Genomic DNA, 14,900 nt, shown 5'->3' on the forward strand with positions numbered 1-14,900 from the left:
GTGACGCTCCGCGTCACTGGACGCGGAGCGTCCCAGGAGGCATTCCCACGCAGAGCATGGGAACGATCCGTGTTTTGGCTACCAGTCTTTTCAATTCCAGTTATTAACGGTTTTGGCCAACCGCCCCACCTGTCCTATGCTGCTACCCACAGTTTCCAACCCCGGTCGATTTCATGGGTCGCACGTTTCTCTACATTCTGCTGCTGATCACCCTGCCCGCCGCTGCGCAGATCTACAAGTACACCGACGCCAACGGCAACACTGCTTACAGCAATCAGCCGCCGGACGGCGTGCAGGCGCAACCGGTCGAGTTGCCGCCGCTCAATCGGGTCGAGCCGCAAGCACCGAGTGCGCCGCAAGCACCCACCGCAGAACAACCGCAACCACCGCGCAACGCCTATGAAATCCTCGAACTCGCCGGTCTGCCCACTGACGAGGCCCTGCGCGCCAACAACGGCACCTTTACGGTCAATGTCCTGATCAAACCGCGCCTGCAATCGCCGCATCAACTGAGACTGGTGCTGGACGACGAGCCCTATGGCCAGCCGAGCAACGTACCGGTTTTGCAGTTGGTGAACATCGATCGCGGCGAGCATCGCCTGGCCGTGCAGGTGATCGACGGCCAGACCGTCATTCAGCAGAGCCCGCCAGCCGTCTTCACCGTGCAACGGGTGCATAGACCATGATCCGCGCGGGGCTGGTACTCGTTCTGGCGCTGATGTCGAAGTACACCTTGGCGGAGGTGTTTACCTATGTCGACGCACAGGGCAACCGCGTCTATACCGATCAGCCGCGCGCCAACGCCAAGCGAATGCCGATTGCGACGAGCAATCGCATGGCTGTCCCTGCCAACACCGCAGCGCCGATCACAACAGCGAAAAAATCCGCCGAACCAGCGCCCTTTCACTACGACATGCTGCGCATTCTGATCCCGGAGCCCGATGCCACTTTGCGCAGCAGCGCCGGCGAGCTGATCGTCAGCGTCACCAGCGAGCCCGGCCTGCAAAGCGGCCATCGTTATCGCCTGCTGCTGGATGGCAAGGCCACTGGCGAGCCCGGCGTCAGCCCGGTATTTGCGCTGAGCAATATCGATCGCGGCAGCCACAGCCTTTCGATCGAAATCCTCGACGCCGCCGGGCGTACCGTGGAACGCACCGCCAATCAGCCGTTCCACATGCTGCGGATTTCCCTGGCGCAGAAACGCCAGGTCAAACCCTGCGTTGCCGACGACTATGGCGTGCGCCCGGAATGTCCGCTCAAGGACAAACCTGAAGAGCCGAAAAATCCATTCCTGCGCTTCTTTTAACCTCCGCCAGCCGCGCGCACTCTATTGGTGCACTAAACTGCATCTCGCCCACAACTCAACCCATTTTGGTTCGAAACTTCCCGTTTGAGCTGGCTTCGTGCCATACAAACGCGCGTCAAACGCCTGTTTCAGGGGTTAAACGCTTCTTTTCGGAGCCTTGGTTTGGTTTTTGCATTTTCCCGACATCAGCGCTTTGTTCTCGCGCACGCCTTGCTCCAAAAGGGGTCCAGATGACCATAAGCGACGCTATTCACCGTTTGCTGCTCGACAACCTGACCACGGCGACCATCCTGCTCGACGCCGAATTGCGCCTGGAGTACATGAACCCGGCGGCGGAGATGCTGTTGGCCGTCAGCGGTCAGCGCAGCCACGGCCAGTTCATCAGCGAGCTGTTCACCGAATCCCCCGAGGCGCTCAATTCCCTGCGTCAGGCCGTGGAGCAGGCGCACCCTTTCACCAAGCGTGAAGCGATGCTCACCGCCCTCACCGGCCAGACGCTGACCGTGGATTACGCGGTCACGCCAATCCTCAGCAACGGCGAGACTTTGCTTTTGCTTGAAGTGCACCCGCGTGATCGCCTGTTGCGCATCACCAAGGAAGAGGCGCAGCTGTCCAAGCAGGAAACCAGCAAGATGCTGGTGCGCGGCCTCGCCCACGAGATCAAGAACCCTCTTGGCGGCATCCGTGGCGCAGCGCAATTGCTGGCCCGCGAACTGCCGGAGGAAAGCCTGCGCGATTACACCAATGTGATCATCGAAGAGGCCGACCGCCTGCGCAATCTGGTCGATCGCATGCTCGGCTCGAACAAACTGCCATCGCTGGCCATGTGCAACGTCCACGAAGTGCTCGAACGCGTCTGCCATCTGGTCGAAGCCGAAAGCCAGGGCTGCATCACCCTGGTGCGTGATTACGACCCGAGCATTCCCGACGTATTGATCGACCGCGAGCAAATGATTCAGGCGGTGTTGAACATCGTGCGCAACGCGATGCAGGCGATCAGCAGCCAGAACGAGCTGCGCCTGGGCCGCATCAGCCTGCGCACCCGCGCCATGCGCCAGTTCACCATCGGCCACATCCGCCATCGTCTGGTGACCAAGATCGAGATCATCGACAACGGTCCCGGCATTCCGGCGGAACTGCAGGAAACCATTTTCTTTCCCATGGTCAGCGGCCGCCCGGATGGTACCGGGCTGGGCCTGGCCATTACCCAGAACATCATCAGTCAGCACCAGGGCCTGATCGAGTGTGAGAGCCATCCAGGCCACACCACCTTCTCGATCTTCCTGCCACTGGAACAAGGAGCCACATCGACATGAGCCGTAGTGAAACCGTGTGGATCGTCGATGACGACCGTTCTATCCGTTGGGTCCTGGAAAAAGCCTTGCAGCAGGAAGGCATGACCACCCAGAGCTTCGACAGCGCCGATGGCGTGATGAGTCGTCTGGCCCGGCAGCAGCCGGACGTGATCATTTCCGATATCCGCATGCCGGGCGCCAGTGGCCTGGATCTGCTGGCGCGGATTCGCGAACAGCACCCACGGCTGCCGGTCATCATCATGACCGCTCACTCCGATCTGGACAGCGCTGTCGCCTCCTATCAGGGCGGTGCTTTCGAGTACCTGCCCAAGCCGTTCGACGTCGATGAAGCGGTTTCGCTGGTCAAACGCGCCAATCAACATGCCCAGGAACAGCAAGGCCTGGAAGTGGTGCCGGCGCTGACCCGCACCCCGGAAATCATCGGCGAAGCGCCGGCGATGCAGGAAGTGTTTCGCGCCATCGGGCGCCTGAGCCACTCCAACATCACCGTGCTGATCAACGGCGAATCCGGTACCGGTAAAGAACTGGTGGCCCACGCCCTGCACCGCCACAGCCCACGCGCGGCCTCGCCGTTCATTGCCCTGAACATGGCGGCGATCCCCAAGGATCTGATGGAATCCGAGCTGTTCGGCCACGAAAAAGGCGCGTTCACCGGCGCGGCGAATTTGCGTCGCGGTCGCTTTGAACAGGCGGACGGCGGCACGCTGTTTCTCGATGAAATCGGCGACATGCCGGCGGACACCCAGACGCGTCTGTTGCGCGTGCTGGCCGATGGCGAGTTCTATCGCGTCGGCGGCCATGTGCCGGTCAAGGTCGATGTGCGCATCATCGCTGCGACACACCAGAATCTGGAAACCCTCGTCCACGCCGGCAAGTTCCGCGAGGACTTGTTCCACCGCCTGAACGTGATCCGCATCCACATCCCGCGCCTGTCGGATCGTCGCGAAGACATCCCGACCCTGGCCCGGCACTTCCTCAGCCGCGCCGCGCAGGAGCTGGCGGTGGAGCCCAAGCTGCTGAAAAGCGAGACCGAGGAATACCTGAAAAACCTGCCGTGGCCAGGTAACGTGCGCCAGTTGGAGAACACCTGCCGCTGGATCACCGTCATGGCCTCCGGTCGCGAAGTGCACATCAGCGACTTGCCACCGGAACTGCTCAACCTGCCGCAGGATTCGGCGCCAGTGACCAACTGGGAACAGGCCCTGCGCCAATGGGCAGATCAGGCCTTGGCCCGTGGCCAGTCGAGCCTGCTCGACAGCGCAGTGCCGGCGTTCGAGCGGATCATGATCGAGACGGCACTGAAGCACACCGCAGGACGTCGGCGTGATGCGGCGGTGCTGTTGGGTTGGGGGCGGAACACCCTGACGCGCAAGATCAAGGAACTGGGGATGAAGGTTGATGGTGGGGATGATGATGAGGGGGAAGAGGGTTAACGCTTAAGGGTTGCCGTGTACTCAGGATCGATCCCCCTCACCCCAGCCCTCTCCCGGGGGAAGGGAGCAATCTCGGGTGGTTTCGAGGCCTGGGTTCGGCTCGGTATCTCAGGTCGGCGTAACTTGACCGGGCAACTCGGTCAGTCCCCTCTCCCTTTGGGAGAGGGGCAGCGTGAGGGCCACCGTGCACCGCATCAATGCACGATGACCCGTGATCGCGCAGAGCCCGATTCTCATCGCCCAGTTCCGAAGTGCCGAAAAACCCAGACTTGAAATAAGCGAAAGCCCCGTATTCCGGGGCTTTCGCGTTTTCGAAGCATTTTTTTTACAGCAAATCAAAACCTGGCACGCCGCCTGCAATATCTATCTCAGGTGATTCGATTCACCACCCGTTTCGGGGACCTTGGTACAGGCAGGCCGGGGATTCCCCTCTTTACACCGAGCTCGCAGCGCAAAGCAGCGAGCCTACCCTTTTGGGATCCTTGGTACAGGCAGGCCGGGGGTTCCCTCTTTACACCGGGCTGACGCTGCAAGCGAAGCCCATGCTTTTGGGAACCCTGATACAGGCAGGTCAGGGATTCCCGCTTTTACACCGCAATGCGTCCCGCCCCTATTCGAATCTGGGGCGCTCGGGCACATGATGTGGGGGCTGGTTTTGCCATGTCGGGTCAAACCTCCTTACTTCCTCCTCCAGCCTGTCCAGCATTTTCCCCGGGCTGGGTTCAGTAGACGCAATGTTCAGCAAACTTTCTTGCTCACCTACGCTGGCCTTTTGGAAGCTTTCAATAAACGACCAGAACCGGCGCTGCAAAAGCAGACGCTCAACCTGAAATTCCGGCGTACGCACCAGATTTCTGAGTTGTTTGATCATTGCGGGGTTCGCTTGAAGGACAAATGAATCCCACAGGGCAGACTTTTCAGCGCGTTGCGTTTGGGGGACATGGTGCAGCCATGGACTGTCCGCCAAATCAGCCTCGATTCTCCCAAGCCACAGATCGGTACCCGTCTGCCGACGTGCAGCTATCAATCGTCGAAGAGAAGCGGGGTCGGCAATCGGACTGCCAGTCAGGTCAAACCCTTTTCTCAGCTCAATGGTTTCGGGAATGGCTCTGATCGCGGTATAGGCCAGATTCAAACGTGTCCTGGGAATATCGGATGTCACGCCGTCCGGGAATTCTCTTATACGAGTTCGGTGGAGATCGACTTCCCGCAACGCCGTCATTCCCCGCAGTGAGGGCGCCACAGCCAGCCGACTTTCCGACAAATTCAATATCTCCAGCCGCGACGGACCGTTCTGCAAACCAAGCCCGGGCGGCGGCGAGGTTATGAACGTATTGGCCAGATTCAACTCTCGCAATCCGGACATGCGAGTCACATCAGGTGCTTCTGTCAAATCGGGATTATGGTACAGGTCAAGCACCTCCAACCGTGACGCCACGGGCCATTGATCCAGCCCGACAGGGGGACGACTCAAACCACAGGAACGTGCGCGCAAGACCCGCAACTCGCTCATGCCACGCACTGAAAAAAGCGGCCAGATACTGCAGTGCGTCAGGCTCAACTCCCGCAAACGGGTCAATCGCGTGAAATGCTCAAGGCCGTCCGACGGGAGCCATAGTCTGGCTTCCTGCATCGTCAGGACTTTCAACGTCGGGAGTTTATCGATTTCGGCCAACAGTTCATGACACTTGCCATTGAATCTGCGGATTTCGAGGGTTTCAATGTGGGAAAGCATCGAGAACAATTTTCCCAGACTTTTCGAAGGACTTCCTTCCAGGCCTAGAGATACGACGGATCTGAGCGGAACGGAACAACCCGGTAGCGCCAGATTGCGCCGACTTCCCAGGTCGAGCTCCAGCTTGAAACCGACCAGCCGCCCGTCGCGGTAGACTTTTTCCGAATGCTCTCCCTGCCATTTGAACAACCGACGCACGTTGGCCCCTATTGCCAGCCGGCGCCTGCGTTCGGCAATGTCCTGGCCTTTGTAACCCGTCTCCCAGGCAGTGATCTCACGGTTCAATCGAGGAAACTCCAGCTCAAGCCGCTTGAGTTCGACTTCTGCCACACCCGCTTCCCCATACCTTGCGATGAAATCATCGGCATGTTGATCCGTCGCATCAGCAAAATAGCGTCTGACCAGTGCCCGTGTGGTCGCAACCAGAACCGGCGGCTGTCCCCCAGAGGGGCCTGCGCCGGTGAGCCAGGGGCGGTGAAAGTTGAACGGGTTGGCAGGTACTTGAGCAGCGCCGTCCATCCCACCGCGCAAACCTGTGAGGATGCAAACCCAGGTGTTCTGCTCGCTGCGGGTGATCGCCAGGGTTTCACCGCCCAGGCTGGCGCGGTAAATGTTCACGCTGTCGGCAGCGACGTGATCGTTGGGTTTGACCAGGCGCCAAACCCTGTATTCCGGACGGGAGGCATCCAGATCCTGCATCACCTGATACGCCTGCTCATGGATGACCACATAGAGTTTGCCATCGTGACGTATCACGCCGTCGCTGCCCGATTGTGCGCCACTGACATCCAGCCCGGCATGAAAGCCATCCAGGCTTTGGGCGGTCAGGGGGTTGGTGCGGGTGCTGAAGTCGCTGTGCGGATGCCAGATGCCGCTTTCGCTATCGCGCAACATCCATGGGCCGCAAGGGTACAACTCGCCGGGATGTCGAGCGCGATACCATCCCGTATCCGGATCAACTGCGACGAGAACGAGGCCACTGCCAGGGACGTCAACATAACGGCGATTTTTGTACAGCCTGAAGCCGTCACCGTCAGCTGCCGGCAGTCCGGCCGGTGATCGCATTGCATAACTGTCCAGCGACCTGGCGATGACGGGAGGACTTGGATTGGTGTGCGGCGCAGGGCGAACCTCGACCATCGGCGTCGGCAAGGTCCTGTCCGCGCCGACAACATCGCCCGGCAAGCTGCCCCGCAGCTTCGGATCATCGCCACGAACCCAGGGGGCGGTGCCATTGAGATCGGGAGTGCGCACCAGTGCGAAATCCTTGTCCAGACGTCGGGTCATGGCCGGGTGAACATCCGTGTCCACGCGGGTGCTGCCACTGCGGGGTGGTTTTACTGGCATGTTTTCATCCTTGAAAGTCGTCCCTGGCATTTATCCCAGAGACGATGGGGGGTGGCATTGCTGTTACAGACGGGTCGAGGTTTGCCGCTTTTGCATCGGCACTGCGTACTCCTGCGAGTTACTCGAACCTGGGACGCTTGGGCAAAGGGTGCAGCGGCTGACTCTGTCGCCCTCCGTCATAGTTGCGGATTTCATTCTCCAGCCTGTCCAGCATTCTCCCGGGACTCGTTTCCGTATAAAGAATGGCGTCGAGCCTGGCCCGCTCGTTGACTTCGGCGCTGTCATACATTTCCAGAAACCACCACACGCGCCGCTGCAGAAGCGGGCGTTCAACGTGAAACTCGGGCGTTCGACTCAGTCGACGAAGAATGCCGGTCACTGCCAGTGGCATTGCGGCGTTATGCCTGTCCCACAGCGCTTGTTTTTCCGCTATCTGTTCCTGTGGCACATTGCGTAGCCAGAGATCGGCAGTTACATCGCTGCTTTCCTGCCCAAGCCAGATATCGGTGCCTGTCTCTACCCGTGCTCGTATCAACCGCCGTAAAGAGGCCGGGTCCATTATCGGATTGCCGATGAGATTGAAGCCCGCTCTGAGCTCCACGGACTCGGGGATCGACCTGATGTGATTGTCCGCAAGATTAAGTTCTCTTGCGGGAATCCTGTCGGTAATGCCCTCGGGAAATCTTTGCAATCGTGTATTGGAAAGATCCAGCTCCTGCAGTGCGGTCATGTGTTCGAGTGAGGGGCTGGTCGAAAGCGGATTGCCCCCCAGTCTCAACACTTCCAGCGTCGACGCCACGTCGATGGCATCAAGTCCGGAAGGCAGCAGGTGTATTCCGGTGCGGCTCAGATCCAGCACCCGCAGTTCAGTCATCCCTCTGATATCAGCTGCCACGTGCAAAAAGGTGACTTGCTCCTGATGCCGCATCTGCATGTCCAGGCTGTTCACCGGGGCCTCGAAGGTGTTGCAAAGCCATAGCTCGTTTAGCCTGGCAAGGCCTCGTACGGAAAAGTCAGACGTCAATTCACAGTCCTGCAGGTGCAGCCTTTGCAAACGCGGGAATCTTTTCAATTGCTCGGCAAAGCGCGAATCCAGCCTGAATTTCGAATAAGCCCGTTCGATCACGTTCCAGCCTTGAAACCGCCCTTCCACTTCGATTGCCTGACTGGTAATGGTCAGACTTTCAAGATTGGGAAACTGTGCGCAAAACACGTCCGGGTCCAGCCGGCCACGGCCTCTTAAAGTCAGAGAAACCACTGAGCTGAATTTCAAGGAAAGCGGTTTTTGAACTGGCCATATCGTCAGATCGATTTCCAGCTTGAAGCCCACATGCCGCCCGTCACGGTAGACGCGCTGTTCGGGCTGACCTTGCCATCGGTACAACTGGCGAAACGTCGCCCATATATTCCGCGCCTCATGTAACTCCTTGTCCGATGAAATGCGACCTCGACTGATCGGCAGGTCAAAACGCGTCGAGTCCAATTGCGCCAGCCCAAGCTGAATATGCTTGAGCTCAAGCTCTGCCACGTCCTTGTCATCGAACCGGGCGATGAAGGCATCCGCGTCCTCGTCGGTCGTGTCGGGCAGGTACTTGCGGATCTGCTCCCGGGTAGTTGGTTCCACGACTTCACGCGCATACCAAAGTCCGCTGTCCACATCGCGCAGCATCACCGGGCCGGATGGGAGCAACTCGCTTGGCCGCCGGGCTCGATACAGACCCGTCGCAGGATCCACTGCGACAGGCACCAGGTCGCCGTTGACCAGGTCTGCGTAGGTTCGCCGACTGATCACCCGCAAACCCTCACTGTTGACCTGTGGAAGTATCGCTCGGGCGTTGGTGACGTAATTGTCCAGCGAAGGCTGGGTGATGGGAGGGCGAATACCTTCTGCGAGTGCGCGCACCACAACGGCCGCGGCAGGAGGTATGGCACCCAGGGTCGCATCACTGGATGATTCGGCGCGCGGCAGCAAATGGTGCTGAGCAAAATTCACATCGACGCCTATGCGACCCGGGTGGCCGTGGAGCGAAATGTCGGCGTCCGCAGCCCGATGCAGGCTGCCCGGAACGTCCACGTGGGTACCGCCACCGCGAGGGGGTTTTACTGGCATGTTTTCATCCTTGAAAAAGACGCCCCATGCTGTCGAGCAAGGGGACAACGGGTTTCGGCATCCTGCCGTTTGAAGGGGCAAACGATAGCGTGGACGAGCATCGGACGGAGATGGGAAAGGGAGACGGCCGCAGTGGGAAACGACCTCAAACAGTGTCGGAGCGCGCCCAGTGATGAGGACTTGCCCCTAGGGCTCGCTCAAGCGGATCTCCAGCCGCCAACGATCATCGACCTCGCTGCCAACCCAGTCGCCCTGCAACGGGCGCGCTGCCAGCACCGTCAGCAATAACCCTCCATCGCTTTTGCGCGTGCGCCAGTTGACGTCCTTGCCGTTGAGCCTGAGCTGGCCCTTCTGCGGTCGACCTTCGGCCTGAAACAGCAGCGCGACGGTGCCATCGATAATCTCGCCGTGCAGTTTCGGCTCGTTGTTGAACCACACCACCAGGCCGCCATCGGTGACCTCGACACGCTCCAGCACGCTTGGATCGGGCGTGGTCAGACGGCCAATCATCAAGCCGATCATCAAGCCGACAATCGCCAGCGAGCCGATGACTCGCGGGAATAGTTTCGAACGGTTGTCCACAGGCGGCGTAGAATGCCGCTCATCTTTACCTTCGGAGCCGTGCATGTTTCACGTCATCCTTTTTCAACCAGAAATTCCGCCGAACACCGGCAACGTTATCAGGCTGTGCGCCAACAGTGGCTGCCACCTGCATTTGATCGAACCACTGGGTTTCGAGATGGACGACAAGCGCCTGCGCCGTGCCGGTCTCGACTACCACGAATATGCCACGTTGCAGCGTCACGCTGACCTGGCCAGTTGTCTGGAAAGTCTGGGTAACCCGCGCGTGTTCGCTTTCACCACCAAGGGTTCGCGGCCGTTCCATGATGCCGCGTTCGTGCCCGGCGACGCGTTTCTGTTCGGCCCGGAAAGCCGTGGCCTGCCGGCGGACGTGCTCGACGCCCTGCCCGCCGAACAGCGCCTGCGCCTGCCGATGCGCGAAGGCTGCCGCAGCCTGAACCTGTCCAACACCGTGGCGGTCGCCGTGTACGAAGCGTGGCGGCAGAACGACTTCAAGTAACGCCGCAAGCAAATGTGGGAGCGAGCCTGCTCGCGATTACGGAGTGTCAGTCAACATTGATGTGTCTGACAGACCGCTTTCGCGAGCAGGCTCGCTCCCACATGGGTATTACTGAACCGTCTTACTGAACGGTCGGGGTCTCGCCGCTTTCCTGCATGCGCTGCAGCTCTTGCGCGTACAGGGCATCGAAGTTCACCGGGGCCAGCATCAGCGCCGGGAACGAGCCACGGGTAACCAGGCTGTCCAAGGTTTCGCGGGCGTACGGGAACAGGATGTTCGGGCAGAACGCACCGAGGGTGTGGCTCATCGAAGCCGCGTCCAGATTCTTGATCAGGAAGATACCGGCCTGTTGCACTTCAGCGATGAAGGCCACTTCTTCACCGTTTTTCACGGTAACGGAAAGGGTCAGCACCACCTCGTAGAAATCGCCTTCCAGCGCTTTCTGGCGGGTGTTCAGATCCAGACCGACCGCCGGATCCCACTGCTGGCGGAAGATTGCCGGGCTTTTCGGGGCTTCGAAGGACAGGTCGCGTACGTAGATGCGCTGCAAGGAGAATTGCGGTGCGGTTTCTTCTTCGCTGGCTGCAGTGTTCTGTTGGTCAGTCATCTCAGATCCTTATCGATCTTGGGTCTTTTAGGGAGTGCTGTACGTGGGTGCAGCCGTTCAGCCCTTGAGCAGCGCGTCGAGTTTGCCGGCGCGCTCCAGGGCGTATAAATCATCACAACCGCCGATGTGCTTTGCGCCGACCCAGATTTGCGGTACGGACGTGCGCCCGGCCTTTTTGGTCATTTCGGCACGCAGCTGCGGCTTGCCATCGACCTTGATCTCTTCGAAGGCCACGCCTTTGCTGGCGAGCAGATGCTTGGCGCGCGAGCAGTAAGGGCAGTAATCGCTGGAATAGACGATGACTTCGCTCATGTCATTTCACCAGCGGCAGGTTGTCGCCTTTCCAGCTGGAAATCCCGCCGGACAGCTTGGCGGCGGTGAAGCCGGACTTCATCAGTTCGCGGGCGTGGGTGCCGGCGGTCTGACCGAGGGCGTCGACCAGAATGATGGTCTTGGCCTTGTGTTTTTCCAGCTCACCGACGCGGGCAGCCAGTTTGTCTTGCGGGATGTTCACCGCGCCGACGATGTGGCCAGCGGCATAATCCTTGGCCGGACGGATGTCCACCACCACGCCTGCGTCTTTATTGACCAGTGCGGTCAGCTCGCCGGTGCTCAGGCTCTTGCCGCCGCCCTGCATCGTGTGCGCCAGCAACAGAGCCAGAAGTACGACGAAGATACCGACAAGAATGTAGTGGTTAGTGGCAAATTCAATCAGGTGAGCAACCATCGAAGGAGGTTCCAGGGCGTTAAAATGTCGGCCAGTATACACAGCCACTATGGTCGGCCAAACCCCGTCCGGCGGTGACGCGGTCGGAACTTCGCTTTAAACTCCAACTCCGTTTTCCATCGCCCTCTTCTTTATCAGCCACGAGTGGATTCCATGACGACTACGCCCAAACCTTTGGTCCTGATGATTCTCGACGGCTTCGGTCACAGCGACAGCCCCGAATCCAATGCCGTGTTCGCGGCGAAGAAACCTGTGCTGGATCGTCTGTGGGCCACCGTGCCGAACGGCTTGATCTCGGGCAGCGGCATGGACGTCGGTCTGCCGGACGGCCAGATGGGCAACTCCGAAGTCGGTCACATGAACCTCGGCGCCGGGCGCGTGGTGTATCAGGACTTCACCCGTGTGACCAAAGCGATCCGCGACGGCGAATTCTTCGACAATCCGACCATCTGCGCCGCTGTGGATAAAGCCGTGGCCGCCGGCAAAGCCGTGCACTTCATGGGCCTGCTGTCCGATGGCGGCGTGCACAGCCATCAGGATCACCTGATCGCCATGGCCGAGCTGGCCTTCAAGCGCGGCGCCGAAAAAATCTACCTGCACGCCTTCCTCGATGGCCGCGACACGCCGCCGAAAAGCGCTGCTTCGTCGATCGAACTGCTCGACGCGACTTTCCAGTCCCTCGGCAAAGGCCGGATCGCCAGCATCATCGGCCGCTATTTCGCCATGGACCGTGACAACCGTTGGGATCGCGTCGCCCAGGCCTACAACCTGATCGTCGACGGCAACGGCGAATTCAACGCCGCCACTGCTCAGGAAGGTCTCGAAGCCGCCTACGCCCGTGGCGAAAGCGACGAATTCGTCAAAGCCACTTCCATCGGTGAGCCGGTCAAAGTCGAAGACGGCGATGCCGTGGTGTTCATGAACTTCCGTGCAGACCGCGCACGCGAGCTGACCCGGGTGTTCGTCGAAGACGATTTCAAGGAATTCGCGCGCGCCCGCCAGCCAAAACTGGCCGGTTTCGTCATGCTTACCCAGTACGCCGCAAGTATTCCGGCACCGTCGGCCTTCGCCGCCGGCAGCTTGGAAAACGTTCTTGGTGATTACCTGGCAAAAAACGGCAAGACCCAGCTGCGCATCGCTGAAACCGAGAAGTACGCTCACGTGACCTTCTTCTTCTCCGGCGGTCGTGAAGAACCGTTCCCGGGCGAAGAGCGCATCCTGATCCCGTCGCCGAAAGTCGCCACCTACGACTTGCAGCCGGAAATGAGCGCGCCGGAAGTCACCGACCGTATCGTCGACGCCATCGAGAACCAGCGCTACGACGTGATCGTGGTCAACTACGCCAACGGCGACATGGTCGGCCACAGCGGTGTGTTCGATGCAGCGGTCAAAGCGGTCGAGTGCCTCGACACCTGCGTCGGTCGCATCGTCGATGCGCTGGAAAAGGTCGGCGGCGAAGCTTTGATCACTGCCGACCACGGCAACGTCGAAAAAATGGCCGATGAAGAAACCCACCAGGCGCACACCGCACACACCACCGAGCCGGTGCCGTTCATTTATGTCGGCAAGCGTGACCTGAAAGTGCGCGAAGGTGGTGTACTGGCTGACGTGGCACCGACCATGCTGATGCTGTTGGGTCTGGAAAAACCGGCGGAGATGACCGGGACTTCGATTCTGGTCTGAGCCGAATCCGGAAAACACCGCAAAAACCCTGTGGGAGCTGGCTTGCCAGCGATAGCAACCTGACAGCCAGCATTTATGTTGAATGTGCAGCCGCCATCGCTGGCAAGCCAGCTCCCACAGTGGTTTGTGCTGGTTTCGAAGATTATTTTCAGCTGTATCTCCAGCCAGTTATCACACAGCCCCAATTGGGCGTTTTTTTTGCAGCCTCGGGCGGGCATACTAGGCCGTCCCTTACCCTGGTGCCGCCCGCCCCTATGCTTCGCGTCCTGATCGCCCTTGCTCTGACCTGTGTGCTCCAGCCGGCCTTCGCCGACGAGCGCGCGCAAACCCAACAGCAGTTGGAGGCCACGCGTCAGGATATCGCCGAGCTGAAAAAACTCTTGGGCAAGCTGCAGGAAGAAAAGTCCGGCGTGCAGAAAGAGCTCAAGGGCACTGAAACCGAGATGGGCAAGCTGCAGAAGCAGGTCGACGCGCTGCAGAAAGAACTGCAGAAGAGCGAATCCGAGCTGCAGCGGCTCGATGCAGAGAAAAAAAAACTCCAGAGCGCGCGCACTGAACAGCAGCGACTGATCGCCATTCAGGCCCGAGCGGCGTACCAGAACGGCCGCCAGGAATACCTCAAGCTGCTGCTCAACCAGCAGAATCCCGAGAAATTCGCCCGCACCCTCACCTATTACGACTACCTGAGCCAGGCACGCCTGGAGCAGTTGAAGAACTTCAACGAAACCCTGCGCCAACTGGCCAATGTCGAAAAAGACATCGGTCTGCAGCAAGCGCAGTTGCTGGTGCAGAAAAGCGACCTCGACACGCAGCGCGAAGCACTCGAGAAAGTCCGCAAGGAGCGCCAGCAGGTTCTCGCCAGACTCAATGACGACGTCAAGGCCCGCGATCAGAAACTCGCCGCCCGCGAGCAGGATCAGGCAGACCTGTCTAAAGTCCTTAAAACCATTGAAGAAACCCTGGCCCGACAGGCTCGTGAGGCAGAAGAGGCGCGGCAGAAAGCGCTGATCGCCCAGCAGGAAGCGGAAAAAAAGCGTTTGCGTGAGGCGCAGGCTGAAAACAGCGACGCCCCACGAAAACCCGCCAGATCAAGCCCCGGCGCGCTGGTATCGAGCAGCGGCGAAACGTTTGGCGGGCCATTTGCTGCAACCCGGGGAAAACTTCCGTGGCCGGTTGATGGTCGATTACTCGCACGCTTCGGTGAAAGCCGTGGCGACGACGCCCGCACCAAGTGGGATGGCGTGATGATCAGCGCCTCCGCCGGCAGCCAGGTGCACGCCGTACACGGCGGGCGCGTGGTGTTCGCCGATTGGCTGCGCGGTGCCGGTTTGCTGGTGATTCTTGATCACGGCAACGGTTTTCTGAGTCTTTACGGCCACAACCAGACGCTGCTCAAGTCGGCGGGTGATGTGGTCAAGGCGGGCGAGTCGATTTCCACTGTCGGTAACAGTGGCGGTCAGGACACGCCAGCGCTGTATTTCGCAATTCGTCAGCAGGGTCACCCGAGTGATCCGGCGCAATGGTGCCGTGCGCAAGGATAAGCGCACCACCTAAT

13 protein-coding genes are annotated in these 14,900 nt (G+C 59.8%); 7 read left to right on the top strand and 6 right to left on the bottom strand.

All coding sequences use genetic code 11. The features are described 5' to 3' along the window. The first annotated feature begins 173 nt into the window (after positions 1-173). The 4 genes from ACV8MC_RS04945 (at position 174) to ntrC (ending at position 4,055) form a co-directional block, all read left to right on the top strand. Complete coding sequence (locus ACV8MC_RS04945; protein ID WP_406228058.1) at positions 174-686, top strand: DUF4124 domain-containing protein; 513 nt, start codon at positions 174-176, stop codon at positions 684-686. Continuing rightward, positions 683-1,306, top strand: coding sequence for a DUF4124 domain-containing protein (locus ACV8MC_RS04950; protein WP_457264631.1), 624 nt, complete (start codon positions 683-685; stop codon positions 1,304-1,306). The genes ACV8MC_RS04945 and ACV8MC_RS04950 overlap by 4 nt, the downstream gene beginning before the upstream one ends. 230 nt (positions 1,307-1,536) lie before the next feature. Continuing rightward, positions 1,537-2,622 carry a nitrogen regulation protein NR(II) gene (gene glnL, locus ACV8MC_RS04955; RefSeq protein WP_024011230.1) on the top strand — a complete coding sequence of 362 codons (1,086 nt, stop codon included), beginning with the start codon at positions 1,537-1,539 and terminating at the stop codon, positions 2,620-2,622. Continuing rightward, positions 2,619-4,055 (top strand): nitrogen regulation protein NR(I), encoded by a 1,437-nt coding sequence (ntrC, locus tag ACV8MC_RS04960; RefSeq protein WP_016772108.1) that lies wholly within the window; start codon positions 2,619-2,621, stop codon positions 4,053-4,055. Before glnL ends, ntrC begins: the two co-directional genes overlap by 4 nt. 610 nt (positions 4,056-4,665) lie before the next feature. Here ntrC and ACV8MC_RS04965 read toward each other — a convergent pair. From ACV8MC_RS04965 to ACV8MC_RS04975, 3 genes are all read right to left on the bottom strand, one after another. Next, positions 4,666-7,137, bottom strand: a complete 2,472-nt coding sequence (locus ACV8MC_RS04965; RefSeq protein ID WP_457264633.1) for a hypothetical protein — start codon at positions 7,135-7,137, stop codon at positions 4,666-4,668. Positions 7,138-7,255: 118 nt separating this feature from the next. Continuing rightward, the gene (locus ACV8MC_RS04970; RefSeq protein WP_457264635.1) at positions 7,256-9,247 is read right to left on the bottom strand and encodes a leucine-rich repeat domain-containing protein; all 1,992 of its coding nucleotides are present in this window, start codon (positions 9,245-9,247) and stop codon (positions 7,256-7,258) included. Between the two features lie 186 nt (positions 9,248-9,433). Then, positions 9,434-9,874 carry a hypothetical protein gene (locus tag ACV8MC_RS04975; protein ID WP_056787242.1) on the bottom strand — a complete coding sequence of 147 codons (441 nt, stop codon included), beginning with the start codon at positions 9,872-9,874 and terminating at the stop codon, positions 9,434-9,436. Between ACV8MC_RS04975 and ACV8MC_RS04980 the strand changes: the two genes are divergently transcribed. Further along, positions 9,873-10,328, top strand: coding sequence for a tRNA (cytidine(34)-2'-O)-methyltransferase (locus ACV8MC_RS04980; RefSeq protein WP_016772113.1), 456 nt, complete (start codon positions 9,873-9,875; stop codon positions 10,326-10,328). The genes ACV8MC_RS04975 and ACV8MC_RS04980 overlap by 2 nt on opposite strands. A gap of 121 nt (positions 10,329-10,449) precedes the next feature. On the opposite strand, the gene secB is transcribed toward ACV8MC_RS04980, so the two are convergent. Genes secB through ACV8MC_RS04995 form a run of 3 tightly spaced genes read right to left on the bottom strand, consistent with a single transcriptional unit; the run spans position 10,450 to position 11,662 of the window. Next, on the bottom strand, positions 10,450-10,935 hold the full coding sequence (secB, locus tag ACV8MC_RS04985; RefSeq protein ID WP_016772114.1) for a protein-export chaperone SecB: 486 nt from the start codon (positions 10,933-10,935) through the stop codon (positions 10,450-10,452). 57 nt (positions 10,936-10,992) lie between these two features. Next, entirely contained in the window at positions 10,993-11,247 is a 255-nt protein-coding gene (gene grxC, locus ACV8MC_RS04990) for a glutaredoxin 3 (RefSeq protein ID WP_457264637.1), read from the bottom strand. A gap of 1 nt (position 11,248) precedes the next feature. After that, a complete protein-coding gene (locus tag ACV8MC_RS04995; protein ID WP_016772116.1) occupies positions 11,249-11,662 on the bottom strand; it encodes a rhodanese-like domain-containing protein in 414 nt (137 codons plus the stop codon). Positions 11,663-11,815: 153 nt separating this feature from the next. Here ACV8MC_RS04995 and gpmI point away from each other — a divergent pair, with 153 nt between their 5' ends. Then, the gene (gene gpmI, locus ACV8MC_RS05000) at positions 11,816-13,345 is read left to right on the top strand and encodes a 2,3-bisphosphoglycerate-independent phosphoglycerate mutase (protein ID WP_353188644.1); all 1,530 of its coding nucleotides are present in this window, start codon (positions 11,816-11,818) and stop codon (positions 13,343-13,345) included. A gap of 254 nt (positions 13,346-13,599) precedes the next feature. After that, entirely contained in the window at positions 13,600-14,886 is a 1,287-nt protein-coding gene (locus ACV8MC_RS05005) for a murein hydrolase activator EnvC family protein (protein WP_457264639.1), read from the top strand. Positions 14,887-14,900 lie beyond the last annotated feature (14 nt).

Source organism: Pseudomonas sp. PK-RTE-24, assembly GCF_054052265.1.